At 46.5% G+C, this 12227-nt stretch carries 16 protein-coding genes; 15 read left to right on the forward strand and 1 reads right to left on the reverse strand.

Annotation, left to right across the window (positions count from 1 at the left end; genetic code table 11):
• Positions 1-46: 46 nt before the first annotated feature.
• From FBY58_RS02075 to FBY58_RS02105, 7 genes are all read left to right on the forward strand, one after another.
• On the forward strand, positions 47-670 hold the full coding sequence (locus FBY58_RS02075) for a DNA-3-methyladenine glycosylase (RefSeq protein WP_141919267.1): 624 nt from the start codon (positions 47-49) through the stop codon (positions 668-670).
• A gap of 97 nt (positions 671-767) precedes the next feature.
• On the forward strand, positions 768-1274 hold the full coding sequence (locus FBY58_RS02080; protein WP_260432028.1) for a helix-turn-helix domain-containing protein: 507 nt from the start codon (positions 768-770) through the stop codon (positions 1272-1274).
• Positions 1274-2560 (forward strand): PBSX family phage terminase large subunit, encoded by a 1287-nt coding sequence (locus tag FBY58_RS02085; protein WP_141919268.1) that lies wholly within the window; start codon positions 1274-1276, stop codon positions 2558-2560. Before FBY58_RS02080 ends, FBY58_RS02085 begins: the two co-directional genes overlap by 1 nt.
• Before the next feature lie 42 nt (positions 2561-2602).
• On the forward strand, positions 2603-4807 hold the full coding sequence (locus FBY58_RS02090) for a hypothetical protein (protein WP_260432029.1): 2205 nt from the start codon (positions 2603-2605) through the stop codon (positions 4805-4807).
• Positions 4807-5106, forward strand: coding sequence for a hypothetical protein (locus FBY58_RS02095; protein ID WP_141919269.1), 300 nt, complete (start codon positions 4807-4809; stop codon positions 5104-5106). The genes FBY58_RS02090 and FBY58_RS02095 overlap by 1 nt, the downstream gene beginning before the upstream one ends.
• 122 nt (positions 5107-5228) lie before the next feature.
• Positions 5229-6083, forward strand: a complete 855-nt coding sequence (locus FBY58_RS02100) for a hypothetical protein (protein ID WP_141919270.1) — start codon at positions 5229-5231, stop codon at positions 6081-6083.
• 26 nt (positions 6084-6109) lie between these two features.
• Positions 6110-6217 (forward strand): head protein, encoded by a 108-nt coding sequence (locus FBY58_RS02105; protein WP_141919271.1) that lies wholly within the window; start codon positions 6110-6112, stop codon positions 6215-6217.
• A gap of 12 nt (positions 6218-6229) precedes the next feature.
• On the opposite strand, the gene FBY58_RS09310 is transcribed toward FBY58_RS02105, so the two are convergent.
• Positions 6230-6469, reverse strand: a complete 240-nt coding sequence (locus tag FBY58_RS09310; protein ID WP_185738168.1) for a hypothetical protein — start codon at positions 6467-6469, stop codon at positions 6230-6232.
• Positions 6470-6632: 163 nt separating this feature from the next.
• Between FBY58_RS09310 and FBY58_RS02110 the strand changes: the two genes are divergently transcribed.
• The 8 genes from FBY58_RS02110 to FBY58_RS02145 all read left to right on the forward strand — a co-directional run bounded on the left by FBY58_RS02110 (position 6633) and on the right by FBY58_RS02145 (position 12144).
• Positions 6633-7499: a DUF5309 domain-containing protein gene (locus tag FBY58_RS02110; RefSeq protein ID WP_260432175.1), complete on the forward strand. Its 867-nt coding sequence runs from the start codon at positions 6633-6635 to the stop codon at positions 7497-7499.
• Positions 7500-7641: 142 nt separating this feature from the next.
• A complete protein-coding gene (locus tag FBY58_RS02115; RefSeq protein WP_141919273.1) occupies positions 7642-7968 on the forward strand; it encodes a hypothetical protein in 327 nt (108 codons plus the stop codon).
• 9 nt (positions 7969-7977) lie between these two features.
• Positions 7978-8643 carry a hypothetical protein gene (locus FBY58_RS02120; RefSeq protein WP_141919274.1) on the forward strand — a complete coding sequence of 222 codons (666 nt, stop codon included), beginning with the start codon at positions 7978-7980 and terminating at the stop codon, positions 8641-8643.
• On the forward strand, positions 8637-10058 hold the full coding sequence (locus FBY58_RS02125) for a hypothetical protein (protein ID WP_141919275.1): 1422 nt from the start codon (positions 8637-8639) through the stop codon (positions 10056-10058). Before FBY58_RS02120 ends, FBY58_RS02125 begins: the two co-directional genes overlap by 7 nt.
• Complete coding sequence (locus tag FBY58_RS02130) at positions 10055-10303, forward strand: hypothetical protein (protein ID WP_141919276.1); 249 nt, start codon at positions 10055-10057, stop codon at positions 10301-10303. The genes FBY58_RS02125 and FBY58_RS02130 overlap by 4 nt, the downstream gene beginning before the upstream one ends.
• 50 nt (positions 10304-10353) lie before the next feature.
• A complete protein-coding gene (locus tag FBY58_RS02135; protein ID WP_260432030.1) occupies positions 10354-10782 on the forward strand; it encodes a hypothetical protein in 429 nt (142 codons plus the stop codon).
• Entirely contained in the window at positions 10783-11454 is a 672-nt protein-coding gene (locus FBY58_RS02140; RefSeq protein ID WP_141919277.1) for a hypothetical protein, read from the forward strand.
• Positions 11455-11466: 12 nt separating this feature from the next.
• Positions 11467-12144, forward strand: coding sequence for a hypothetical protein (locus FBY58_RS02145; protein ID WP_141919278.1), 678 nt, complete (start codon positions 11467-11469; stop codon positions 12142-12144).
• The last annotated feature ends 83 nt before the right edge of the window (positions 12145-12227 follow it).

Genomic DNA, 12227 nt, shown 5'->3' on the forward strand with positions numbered 1-12227 from the left:
TAATAAGAATTTTCGCTTCACAACAAAGATATAGTGATGGGATAATATGACGCAATCTTTGAGCCAACAGAATATTGAGCAAAAGCTGGATGAATGGGCAATAATCAATCCTTTGATAAAGGATGCATTACATCAATACGGCTATCCACATTATAAAGCTGTTGAAAAAGGGATCGCTAGCCTTGCCCGCACTATTATTGGGCAACAACTTCATACCAAAGTTGCTGACCAAATATGGCAGAGAGTTTCCGAATGTTTGGGTGAAGTCAGTGCGGATGCCTTTTTATCTGTTGATGAAGAAGATTTAAGGCAATGTGGTTTATCACCGGCCAAGATTAATTATTTGAAGGATTTGGCAAAGCGGTCTGCGACTGATCTTGATCTATCGCTTTTGCCTCAAAATGATGGGGAAGCGATTGATTTATTGATGTCGGTGCATGGTATCGGTCGTTGGACAGCTGAAAATTATCTGATTTTTGCAGAAAGGCGTTCTGATATTTGGCCTGCTGCTGATTTGGGTATTCGTATTGCCGTTGGATGTTTTTATAAAATACCAGAGAGACCTGATGTTAAAAAATCTCGCGAATTAGGAAATGATTTTTGCCCATACAGAAGTGTGATGGCGTTATTTTTATGGCATCAATATACAAATAAAAACTATTTTGAGTGAGTTGGCCGTTTATTGATTTTAGACGCTTCTGTTTTTATTTTTAACCGCATTCTTGCCTACTCCCTGTTGTTGTAAATTCTGAATTAATAGAATTTACATGACTGCTTCTTCTACTTTTAAAATTGAATATATCACACAAGCCCATAGTCTTGCCAAATTAGGCGCGACTAATCGTGATCTTGCCGATTTTTTTGATGTAAGCGAACGCACGATTAACCGTTGGGTTTTGAAATATCCTGAATTCGCGCAGGCGGTCAGGGTGGGCAAAACAGCAGCGGATAATCGGGTGGAAGCCTCCCTTTATAAAAGAGCGGTAGGCTACAGCTATGACTGCCAAAAAGTGGTCATGGTTTCTGGTAAGCCCGAGGTGGTAGAATTTGTCGAGCATCTCCCCCCTGATATTACAGCCTGTAGTTTTTGGCTGCGCAATCGGCGGCCGAAACAATGGAATGAAAAACAGACGTCAGAAATAACGGGTCAAAATGGGGGACCCATTTTGGCGCGGATAGAGCGGGTTATTGTTGAAGAAAATAATATTTCTTCTGATAGAAATAAGCCGCCTTTTGATGATGACGAAAGTCTTGTCCATGCGGAAAAAATATAATGTCTTTTCCGGCATTAAGGATTCCGACGGCCAAGATATTCCAGCCTTTATTGAAACCGGCACGATACAAAGGTGCCTATGGTAGAAGAGGTTCGGGAAAGTCTCATTTTTTTGCAGAAATGCTGGTTGAAGATTGTCTTCGGATATCGGGATTGCGGGCTGTCTGTATTCGGGAAGTGCAAAAATCCCTGAAAGATTCCGCTAAAAGGCTGATCGAAACCAAGCTTTCAGCTTATAATCTCGGCAGTAATGTCGGTTTTAAAGTTTTTCGTGATCATATTCGAACGCCCGGGAATGGGGTGATTATTTTTCAGGGTATGCAAGATCATACCGCTGAAAGCATCAAGTCTTTGGAAGGCTTTTCACGAGCCTGGGTTGAAGAAGCGCAAACCTTGTCGCAACGCTCTTTAGAGCTGTTAAGGCCGACAATTAGAACCATCGATTCCGAATTATGGTTTTCATGGAATCCTCGTTTCAAAACTGATCCTGTTGATCGGATGTTCCGTGGTGAAACACCACCAACAGGTGCGGTTGTAGTGAAGGCGAATTGGGAAAATAACCCATGGTTTCCCTCGCCACTAGATCAGGAAAGACGAGATTGTCTGGCGCAAGATCCCGACAAATACCGCCATATTTGGGAAGAGGGTTATGCAGAAATAACCGAAGGGGCGTATTATGCGCAGGCATTGGCGAAAGCGCGTTCTGAAAGGCGGATAGGCGTGATTGCCGCTGACCCTTTAATGACGTTGCGTGCTGTCTGGGATATCGGCGGCACAGGTGCGAAAGCCGATGCGACGGCGATCTGGATTGTCCAATATGTTGGGCGCGAAATTCGTTTTTTGGATCACTATGAAGCGCAAGGTCAGCCTTTGTCAGCGCATCTCCATTGGTTGCGTTCTCATGAATATGGGGGCGCGTTGTGTATCTTGCCTCATGACGGGGCGCAGCATGATAAAATTGCAGCGACAACCTATGAAGGTGCGTTGCGAGAAGCCGGATTTTCGGTGCGGGTTATTCCCAACCAAGGCAAAGGGGCGGCGATGCAGCGGATAGAAGCCGCGCGCCGGTTATTTCCCCAGATGTGGTTTGATGAAAACCGTTGTCGCGGCGGTTTAGAAGCCTTGGGATGGTATCACGAAAAACGCGATGAAATACGGGGCATAGGGCTAGGTCCAGAGCATGATTGGTCGAGCCATTCTGCCGATGCGTTTGGTTTGGCAGCCATTGCTTGGGAACCGCCCGTTACCAGCCGAAAAATCACCTATAGTAATAAAGGAATATTCTAATGAAGCGGGCTGAATATGTCATTTCTGCCCAAGAGGGGCGCTATGACTTTCGAAAATGAGGATGTGGAGCATTTAAAGAGCGAGAAAAAACAGAAGGCTTCTTCGCGGATATCGTTTTTATCCAATAGTGCATTATTAGCCGTTCTACAGGAAAAGGCCGATCATGCTGAAAGCTGGCATAATAGCTTGCTGGCCGAAGATCAGGCTAATGCCATAGATTTTTATGAGGCGCGTCCCTTTGGCGATGAAGAAGAGGGACGAAGTCAAGTTGTCAGTCCTGATGTCGCCGAAGTCGTCGATTATATGACGATCAGTCTGTTACGGACAATTGTATCCGGTGATCGGGTCGTTGAATTTGAGCCTGTGGCCGAAGATCAAGCGCAAGATGCCGATGATGCGACCGAAGCGGTCAGCTATGCTTTTATGCATGGTCAAGATGGCTATAAAATTTTGCATGACTGGATACAGTCCGGATTAATTGAAAAAATAGGCATTATCAAAACAGCGATCTTGTCTGAAAGGCGGGCAACGATCCGCCATATTCATTTAGAAGAAGATGCCTTGGCGGCTTTGTTAATGGAAGCCGAAGGCAATCCAGATATACAGATATCGGTCGCCGATAGTGAAAATGAGGCCAATGGCTATGATGTGACCATTACCCGCTATTGTCAGCAAAAACGCTATATTGATATGCCGATACCATCCGAAGAGTATCGCTTTTCGGCAAGAACCCGTCATGAAGACGAAGCCGATTATCAGGCACATGTCAGTTATAAAACGCTGTCTGATTTGGTTGCGATGGGATTTGATCGCGATGTAGTCGAAAGTTTACCGACTGATTACAGTGTTTCTTATGCGGATGGTCGTGTCGATGCCCGATGGCGGGATGAAACATTGCTATCAGGAAGTAATCCAAACCGCGAAGTGCTGTTATATGAAGAATATGTCCGCATAGATCGCGATGGTGATGGCATCGCCGAATTATTACAGATTTTTCGGGTAAAAGAGGTTCTGCTTTCGATTGAAGAAGTGGATGAAGCGCCTTTTGTCGTATGGACACCTTTTCCGCGTGCCCATCGGATGGTCGGGAATTCTCTGGCTGAAAAAGTGATGGATATCCAGCGGGTCAAATCGGTTTTGATGCGTCAGGCGTTAGATGGTGTTTATCAAACCAATGCCCCGCGCATGGCGGTGAATGTTGATGGTTTGACCGAAGATACTTTCGATGATCTGTTGACGATACGGCCGGGGGCTATTGTTCGTTATCGAGGTGGCATTCCGCCAACGCCTTTAAATGCCGGTTTTGATATCCAAAAATCTTTGGGCATGATGGAATATATGCAGTCGGCTCAGGAAAGCCGGACAGGTATTACCCGTCTTAACCAAGGATTGGATGCCGATAGCCTAAACAAAACCGCAACTGGGCAAGCGTTGCTTCAGGCGCAAGGGCAGCAAATGGAAGAATATGTTGCCCGTAATTTTGCGCAAAGTCTGGGACGGTTATTTCAGAAAAAATTATGGTTGATGATTGCATCAGGCGATCCGGTCGCCATCAAAGTTGAGGGGCTATACCGGACGGTTGATCCGGCCTTGTGGTCGCCGGATATGCGTGTTCGGATTACGGTTGGGCTAGGTTCGGGGCGCAAAGATCAACGGCTCGCTTATCGTCAGCAGCTTTTATCTATTCAGCAGCAAGCCTTGCCGGTCGGTTTAACGGGATCAAAGGAAGTTTATAACAATATCGCAGCAATGATCCGAGATTGTGGTTTGGGTAATCCGACTGATTATCTTATTGATCCTGATACTGCGTCATCTTCTAATTCTATTGAAAATGGTCAGGATATTCATCCGATTTCGATGCAAAATTCTGCTGGTGGTGTAGGAAAGAATCTCGATGATACAGAATTGAAAGCAAGGCAAGATACTAGTCTGGCTATGCAGAAAGCGGTGGCTGATCAAGAACGAAATATGGCCGAGTTCGCTTTAAAAAAACAGGAAGCTGAAGCCAAGCTGGCGATGCAACAAGAAGAGCATGAACAACGTTTGTCCTTGGTGAAAGCCAAAGCTGCCGAAGATGCCGCACTGGCTCGACAGCGGTCTGATTTTGAAGCGTCATTGGCCAAAGAAACGGCTGATCGCAATTATCAAATTGCCTTAAAATTGGCAGAGAAAGGTAAGTCGGTTTCCGCCAACAAAAAAACGCCGCAGGTGCCACAAGATAAAGCAGGGGGTGCATTAGATAGATAATGGAGCAAGACCCAATTTTACGGTCGAAACGTTGGAAACAATTTTATGAAGAAAAAGGGGGATTAAAAGCGATTTTGCAAGAAATCGGCACCCGTTATATTCAACGTATGTCCGAGATTGCACCATGGGAAGCTGAGGCTGAGCGGAAATTATTACGTTTAGCGATGGCGAACCGCATTGTGGGGCAAATTGATAATTTAATTCAGGTTATTATTGCAGACGGGCAATTGGCAGATCAGGCCAAAGAACATGCCCGCAAGATTGAGAATTTACCCGAGCGAAAACGTCGCTGGCTATAGATCAGCCTTTAACGGTCTAATCCTATTTAATTGAAATATAACCGGTCGGGTGGCGAATATTCCGTCATCAGAATGCCTTTGCTCGCCCCGACTAGCCGGTTAGAAATTCGGGAATATTTATAATGAGACATATGAAAGGCGCGGCTTTGAAAAGACCCCGTGGGTCAATTCAGGACGCAGCCGAGGCATTACAGGCCAATTTTTCGCCTGATCAAGAAGATCAGATGACGGGTAGCGATGTTGGCGCATCGCCTGATGACCCAATAACGGCCAATCAAGATACCGATGCCAGTGCATCAGTGACAGCAGGCGATGCGCAAGCGAATAGCGGTCAGCCGGATATGGGGGCGATGTGGCAGGAGCATTATAGAGCGCTTCATTATCATTATGCCGATCAGCTTGCCAAATACGCCGCCGCGATCATGCCCAAAAAGCCTGATCCGCAGTTATTGGTAACCGATCCCGCCAGCTATGCCGCGCAATTAGCTAGTTATGAGGATTTGACGGCCGAGCGTGATCAGATCGTGCAGGAAGTTATCCAAATTTCGAGCCAGAATGAGGCCGCCGAGTTGGAAGCCCGAAAGGCATGGGCGCAGGCCGAGCATCAGCGTTTGTTATCGGTTTTTCCAGAATGGGGAGACGATAATCAGCGACCGGATATTTTGGCCGCCTTTGAGGAAACGGGTCGTCATCTCGGTTATCCTGATCATGCTTTGGCGCAGGCCGATTCTACCGATATTTTGGCTTTGAAAAAGGCGCATGAATGGCGAAAGAAATCTGCCCAGTGGGACGCTTTGCAACAGGGTAAAACCGCCGCCATAAAAGCGGCAAAAACATCACGAAAAAGCGCTGTTCCAGGAACGTCCCAACCGCATGGTGCTGCCAAAAGTCGAAAGCTGAATGAGTCATTAGGGCAGCTACGTCAAACCGGTGATGTCCGATCGGCGGCGGCGGCGATGAACGCCCTTTTTAGATAATTTATACCAAGGAATATTTTTTAATTATGTCTGTTGCCTCTAATACCGTCCAAACCTACTCACGCGTCGGTATCCGTGAAGATCTTTCCGATATTATTTATAATATCAGCCCGACTGGATTCTTGGTCCGTTAATGTAGTTTCTTATCAATTATTGAAAATTGCATTAAATGAAAAGGCGGTGAATTCGGGGAACGTCCAACCGTAAGAAACGAGGATAATCCCGAGCCAAGCTTGAGATGAAAATTTCTTGAAGGTGTAACGACTAACAGCCGAGTCTACGGATAGAAAAGCAATAAAACTGATATCGTTATTTCCGAAAAAGAGGCGGGTATGACTCTTTTCATTTTCACGAAAAATGCCGGAAATATCTTTAGAAAAATGCATCTCTTAAACGCATTTCAGTCTGTTTTTCTATCTATGACAGTAAATGCTGACACGAGCGCCGCCCGCGAAAGCGATGATATAGTCTGAGCCTTGCAGGAATGTAAGGAAGCAAGGGATAAAGAGCCTTTGCGGTAACAATCTGGAAACACCTTTTGTAACGGCTATCGGTCAAACGACCGCCAAAAATACCTATACTGAATGGCAGACTGATAATCTGGCCAGTGCCAACGCCCAGAATAAGCAGGTTGAAGGGGCTGATCTTGCCAATGAAAGCCGTCAACCGACGGTGCGGGTTGGCAACTATACCCAAATCATGACCAAAGTAGTCGGCACATCAACCACTGATCGTGCTGTGCATAATGCTGGCCGTGGGGATGAACATGCTTATCAACTGGCACGAGCTGGTCAGGAATTAAAACGCGATATCGAAGCCCGCTTTACCGGAAATTTTGCCGCGATCCCTGGCGATGGTGCCGTTGTCGCAAGAGAAACCGCCGGTGCTTTGGCATGGCTGCGCAGTAATGCGCATCGTGGCGACGGCGGCATTAATCCTGTTATGTCTGGCGGTGACAATGGCAGCGGTTATCCCACGGTTGCGGCTACGGCTGGTAAGGCACGGCTTTATACCGAAGATTTATTAAAAGAGGTCTTGGGCGATATCTGGGTCAGTGGTGGTCAGCCGAATATGGTGATTACCTCTTTGAAATTGAAACAGACTGCGGCGGCTTTTCCCGGTCTGGCTGCTAATCGGCGCGATACAGGTGACCAGAAAGCGCGCATTATTGCCGGTGCTGATATCTATGTTTCCGATGTCGGTGAAGTGCAGTTCGTGCCTGACCGTTTTTGTGACAATAGCAGCGCTTTGGTGATTGATCCCGAATATTGGTCGGTTGCGACATTAGACCCCATTCAGAAGCGATCTTTGGCAACGACAGGTCTTGCCGATCGGGATGCCCTTTACACTGAAATCGCCTTGCGGTGCCACAATGAAGCCGCATCCGGTGTTCTGGCAGATTTAAGCGCTGCCTGATTTTCGTGATCGGGAAGGTGCCTTTTTAGAAGCATCTTCCCGTAGAAATCCGGAAAGGAAATGATGATGCCTTTTTTTCTGAATGGGTCACTGTTTCGAGAAAACAGACAGGCGAATATCGCGTTGTTTCTGGGAGGGCGGGATGACGGTTGAACGTTTGCTATCCTGCAATCCTGTAACGGGAATGAAAAGTTGGTTTTCATCTTCGGATGATAATCAGGGGAGCTGGCATATTCGTTATGAACAGGATTGTTCAGCGGCTTTGGAAGCCAATAAACGGTCACAAAATGAAGATTTCGATCGTCGATTGTATATGTGGCATGCCGCCCATGTCCCTGCCGTTATTTTGATGGAATGGCTGGTGAAATATGGCGTTCGATATTGGGATAAAAATCATGCGCCTGCGGTTCGCCGCTTACTCAACCATCCGGATTACCGCTATTTGCGCGTTAACCACTTTATTATGTGAGCATGGCCGATGGCTCTTTTTATTGATGCCCAAAATTTGGACAGTCTCACCCGTTATGATGGTTTATTAAAGGCGATTGCTTTGTGGCTGGAACGGGATGATCTGGCCGATCAAATGCCTTATTTTATTCAACTGGCCGAAGCCCGTTTTAGGCGGTTACTGGTTAACCCTGAGCTAGAAACTGAAATATCAATAGCATCCGATGGTTCGGTGCCATTGCCAGAGGATTTTGACGCATTGCGTCTCCTTTATCTGTCGGGCGGAAATAAAAATCAGGGATTTTTGCAGGTTTCGCCTGAGCTTTTTCAACGTTGTAAAAATGAAGAAAAAGATCGGCGTGTTTTTACCATTATTGCCGGGCAGTTATGGATATCCCCAGCGCCTGAAAAAGAGGTTTCTTTTTCGTTAGTCTATCGAGCGTCACTGCCAGCGTTATCTTTGAATCGGCAGAGTAATTGGTTGTTGGCAGCGCATCCCGATATTTATCTATTTGGATCTTTGTTACAGGCCGAATTTTTCGGATGGAATGACAACCGTTTGCCCGTGATTAAGGCCGCTTTGGATGAGGCCTTGGATGAGTTGAATAAGGCAGGGTTGCGTAAGCGCTATGGTGGCAGCGCCTTGGTAGCGGCAGCGCCAGTAACCGAGGCCGTTCGAGGGGCTTACCGATGGTAAGTCAGCGATTTTTATTCGGTGCTTATGAACCTGATCAGCCGCCTTATTTAAGCAGTGCGCTTGTTCATTTAAGCAATGCCTATGCCACAACGAATGGATATCGGCCTGTTGGTAGTTTTAAGCCTTTTGCATCAGCTTTGCCGGATGCTTTTATGGGGGCTTCTGCTTTTTTAGGGTCTGATGGTTCAACCTTGTTAGTGGCTGGCACCAAAGACAGTCTTTACCGCTATGTCTCGGGTCATTGGGAAGCATTGTTAACGGCATTGCCCGCCTATGGGAAATGGCATTTTACCCAATTTGGTGACCGGATTATTGCGGTTAATGGGAGTGCTACCCGCAAGATAGATATTTTGACCGGAAAAGCGGACAGCATTGCCGATGCGCCCACCGCCGAGATGGTGACGACCATTCGTGATTTTGTTGTTTATGGGCGTGCTTCTGCCCAGAAAAATCTGATCCAATGGTCAGGTTTTAACAATGAAAACAGCAATGTTATTGGCACTGATCAAGCAGGTTATCAGCCGATGCTGACCGGTGGCGATATTATGGGCATTATGGGGGGCGAATATGGGATTATTATCCAGCGATCCCGTATTGTCCGTATGACCTATACTGGTGACAGCTATATTTGGCAGTTTGATGAAATAAGCGCCAATATCGGGGCTATTGCATCAGGCTCCATTGCACAAGCTGGGCGGCAGGTTTTCTTCCTTTCCGATCGTGGTTTTATGATGACCGATGGAGTTTCTGTAACGCCTATCGGAAATGAGCGCGTTGATCGGAGCTTTTTTGAAAGCTGGCCAAGAGAAAGCCTCGATCAGATGACGGCGGCGATCGACCCAAGGCAACATATGGTTGCCTGGTTGATGTCGGGTAATCCGTCTATGGTTTTGGTCTATAATTGGGCGATTGATCGTTGGAGCCGTTTGGATATCGATGCCATTGGTCTATTTTCTGGTTTTACAGCCAATACGACTTTGGAGGCGCTGAACCAGCTTTATCCAGATGGTTTGGATTCCATGCCTTATAGTCTTGATGACCCACGTTTTTCAGGTGGCGATCCTCTTTTTATTTTTGTGGATCGCGAAAATAATTTTGGGATTCTGGAGGGAGAGAATTTACCCGCCCGTTTCCAAAGTGGTTTTTTTAGTGCTGATGGCGGCATCCATAGCCGGATACGATCAGCCAGATTGTTAGGTGATCTAACCGAGAAAGCTAGTCTGACCATAGAAGGGTGTCATCGTTTGGGTGATCCAGTTTCAGGGCGGGTTACGCGTCATATTACCTTATCCGGTCGTATCCCGTTAAGGGTCAATAATCGCTATTGTTCCGTATTGTTAGAAATCGAAGGCGGTGCGGCATGGTCTTTTATTCAAGGTTTTGATTGGGAGATCGTCGCCGGAGAAGGGCGATGATGCTGCGTTTACCGATAGCCGCAGCTTCGGTTGCAGATTGGATCAGGCGGGCGGCGATGGCCGTTAATAATTTGATGGTCAATGCTGATAAGCAATCTGATCTAATAGATAGCCATTATCATTGCCCGATACCCGTCAGCAATGCAGCGCCGGATAATCCCGAAAAAGGGCAGTGGTTTTTCAATAACACAACCCAAAAGGCGATGATGTGGGATGGCTCAAAATGGCAAAATCTGTGGGATTAGCCATGTTTCGTCAGCGGTATCGCCTGTTTTAACACACGGATAAGCTGAAAATGGAAATAGGCATAGTTGCCCATCCGTTGGAATGGGTAGGGTGGCCTGCTGCCCGAAATTTTTTGGAACCGGCGTTAAAGCGATCAGATGAAGATTGGTCGAATATTCTGCCTGAATTAGCCGAAGGGCATTTACAATTATGGGCGGTTTTGCAGTCGGATAATAATGATTGCGACATACTTTATGCCGCGGCCATTACCCGCATTGTGACTACCCAAGCCGGAGAGGTTGCCGAAATCTATCTTGTCGGTGGGCGTGATTTTGACCTTTGGATTGCAGATCTGTCGGAAATAATTGCCCATTCAGCCAAGGAAATCGGCTGTATTGCTGTCCGTGCCTATGGACGGACAGGGTGGCGGCGGCCTTTGGCAAAATTAGGATGGCAGGAAAAAACGGTAGCCTATGAAAAAGCATTGAAGGAAAATTAAATGAGTAAAAAAAGCAAGGCAACAACGGCACCGAGCCAGTTTGCCCGACCTTATATCACTAATGGCGCCAATGCTGTTCAGCAAGCCTATAGTGATAATCAGGATAATGTGAGCAATATCAATTCGTTATTGCAGAATAATATCGGAAATGTTGCCAGTAAAACATTGAATAATAGTGATGTGGATCAGGCGGATAACTACAATCAGTCTGTTTTATCGGGGCAATATCTTTCGCCTTCAACTAATCCTGCCTTGTCCGATATTGTCAAAAACACCAATCAAGATGTTTCGGATAGCGTCAATGGCGCTATTGGAACGAGGGGATTAACTGGCGGTTCTGCTCAAGCCCAACTTTTGGCAAAAGAATTAGGGCAGACGGACAGCAATCTTCTCTACAATAATTATAATACCGAGCGTGGTTATCAACAGCAGGCAGCCACAAATGCGGCCAATCTGAGCGATGCCAGAAATAGTGGCATCAATACCCTTGGCAATTATCTGACCACGACAGCGGGGCTACCGCAATCTTCATCTTCGGTTTTAGCGAGCAATATGGCCTCATTATTGGGGAATTATAACACGACAACCCAAAGCCAAGGAATTGGATCAACATTAGCCAGTTTGGCGGGGGCTGGATTGTCGGGCTGGGCTGCCAATGGTTTTAAAGTTTAGGAGCCTTTTATTATGGCTATGTTTGGAAGTGCTCTCGATCAGGACAACTCTGCCCTTAATAAGGCAATGGAAAGTTTGAATAACAGTTCTGTATTTCCGTCAGAAAATTCAGAGAAAGATAATAGCCGCGATATGCCAACGGCATCGTCTGCTGCTGCCTCTTTCCAGCCGATTGTAAACCGAGGAGAGAATGAAGGCGAAATGCCAGAAGGGAATAGCCCAGCGGTATCCCCTATGCCTCAAGTCGAACAAGGGGTGACCTCTGCACCTCATCATTTTTTTTCAAATGGAGGCATTGGACAGCGCATTGCAGGGGTTATCGGAGATGCCCTCTTGTTGGCAAATGGGCGATATCCGCTTTATCTGCCGACGGTGATGGAGCATAATCGGCGTATTGAGCAGCAAAGCGCGCAGCAACAGCAACGGGATTTTAGTAATAACCTTGCTAGCTCGAAATTGAGCCAGCAGCAGGCCAATTTGGCCGCGAAAGCCGCACAGCCACAGTATCATTTTGGCACGGATGGCCGAGTTTTATCTTTAAATCCCTTAACAGGTGAAACAACCCAGCTTCGTGATCCCGATGCGCCAACCCCAAGCGAGCATGAGCGGATGATCAGCCGCATTGTGAATTTGCCATCCAATGATCCAGAAAGAAGAATGACAGAACAAATGCTTTTTAGGAAAAAATAACATCCATTGTGAATGATGTTTTTGAATAAAAACTTAAAAAGTTGGATTTGTTCATAGAGTATCACAATAGATACTTTGGATAT

The sequence above is a fragment of the Zymomonas mobilis genome, assembly GCF_006715975.1.
GTDB classification, from domain to species: Bacteria; Pseudomonadota; Alphaproteobacteria; order Sphingomonadales; family Sphingomonadaceae; genus Zymomonas; species Zymomonas mobilis_B.

Excerpts from the sequence above, each read along its gene's own strand:
- FBY58_RS02075 (WP_141919267.1), top strand. The coding sequence starts at position 47 with ATGACGCAATCTTTGAGCCAACAGAATATTGAGCAAAAGCTGGATGAA.
- FBY58_RS02080 (WP_260432028.1), top strand. The coding sequence starts at position 768 with ATGACTGCTTCTTCTACTTTTAAAATTGAATATATCACACAAGCCCAT.
- FBY58_RS02085 (WP_141919268.1), top strand. The coding sequence starts at position 1,274 with ATGTCTTTTCCGGCATTAAGGATTCCGACGGCCAAGATATTCCAGCCT.
- FBY58_RS02090 (WP_260432029.1), top strand. The coding sequence starts at position 2,603 with ATGACTTTCGAAAATGAGGATGTGGAGCATTTAAAGAGCGAGAAAAAA.
- FBY58_RS02095 (WP_141919269.1), top strand. The coding sequence starts at position 4,807 with ATGGAGCAAGACCCAATTTTACGGTCGAAACGTTGGAAACAATTTTAT.
- FBY58_RS02100 (WP_141919270.1), top strand. The coding sequence starts at position 5,229 with ATGAGACATATGAAAGGCGCGGCTTTGAAAAGACCCCGTGGGTCAATT.
- FBY58_RS02105 (WP_141919271.1), top strand. The coding sequence starts at position 6,110 with ATGTCTGTTGCCTCTAATACCGTCCAAACCTACTCACGCGTCGGTATC.
- FBY58_RS09310 (WP_185738168.1), bottom strand. The coding sequence starts at position 6,469 with ATGCATTTTTCTAAAGATATTTCCGGCATTTTTCGTGAAAATGAAAAG.
- FBY58_RS02115 (WP_141919273.1), top strand. The coding sequence starts at position 7,642 with ATGACGGTTGAACGTTTGCTATCCTGCAATCCTGTAACGGGAATGAAA.
- FBY58_RS02120 (WP_141919274.1), top strand. The coding sequence starts at position 7,978 with ATGGCTCTTTTTATTGATGCCCAAAATTTGGACAGTCTCACCCGTTAT.
- FBY58_RS02125 (WP_141919275.1), top strand. The coding sequence starts at position 8,637 with ATGGTAAGTCAGCGATTTTTATTCGGTGCTTATGAACCTGATCAGCCG.
- FBY58_RS02130 (WP_141919276.1), top strand. The coding sequence starts at position 10,055 with ATGATGCTGCGTTTACCGATAGCCGCAGCTTCGGTTGCAGATTGGATC.
- FBY58_RS02135 (WP_260432030.1), top strand. The coding sequence starts at position 10,354 with ATGGAAATAGGCATAGTTGCCCATCCGTTGGAATGGGTAGGGTGGCCT.
- FBY58_RS02140 (WP_141919277.1), top strand. The coding sequence starts at position 10,783 with ATGAGTAAAAAAAGCAAGGCAACAACGGCACCGAGCCAGTTTGCCCGA.
- FBY58_RS02145 (WP_141919278.1), top strand. The coding sequence starts at position 11,467 with ATGGCTATGTTTGGAAGTGCTCTCGATCAGGACAACTCTGCCCTTAAT.